The sequence below is a fragment of the Myxococcus llanfairpwllgwyngyllgogerychwyrndrobwllllantysiliogogogochensis genome (assembly GCF_006636215.1).
Lineage (GTDB): Bacteria > Myxococcota > Myxococcia > Myxococcales > Myxococcaceae > Myxococcus > Myxococcus llanfairpwllgwyngyllgogerychwyrndrobwllllantysiliogogogochensis.
Window position 1 is genome coordinate 1 of record NZ_VIFM01000723.1, and the last position, 474, is coordinate 474.

Sequence of the window (474 nt, forward strand, 5' to 3'; positions counted from 1 at the left end):
GCCTGCGGGTGATCGCCAACAACACCACCAACCTCAATACGCCGGGATTCAAGGGTTCGTCGCTGCGGTTCGCGGACGCGTTCTATTCCAGTGGCGGATACACCGGCCGGCAGTTCGGCCAGATGGGCTACGGCGTGAGCACCATGGGCACCTCGATGTCGTTCAAGTCCGGCGAGCTGCGCCAGACCGGCAACGGGCTCGATCTCGCGATCGATGGTCAGGGCCTGTTCATGCTCCAGGGCACCGACGGCAGCATCCGCTACACGCGGGCCGGACAGTTCCAGTTCAACCGGGACGGCGTATTGGTGACGCAGGGCAGCGGCGCGAAAGTGATGGGCGTGGGAGCCGATGGCTCGCCTGGGGAAATCAGCATCGCCAACCTCAAGACCACCGCAGGCAAGGCGACCGCGGTCGCGAAGTTCACCGGCAACCTGTCGAGCTCCGGCACCGACCAGACGGTGAGCGGAGTGCGGG

1 protein-coding gene is annotated in these 474 nt (G+C 65.6%); it reads left to right on the plus strand.

The genetic code is table 11. The features are described from left to right. On the plus strand, positions 1-474 hold a 474-nt coding region (locus FJV41_RS57345; RefSeq protein ID WP_141649609.1), incomplete at both ends, for a flagellar hook-basal body complex protein.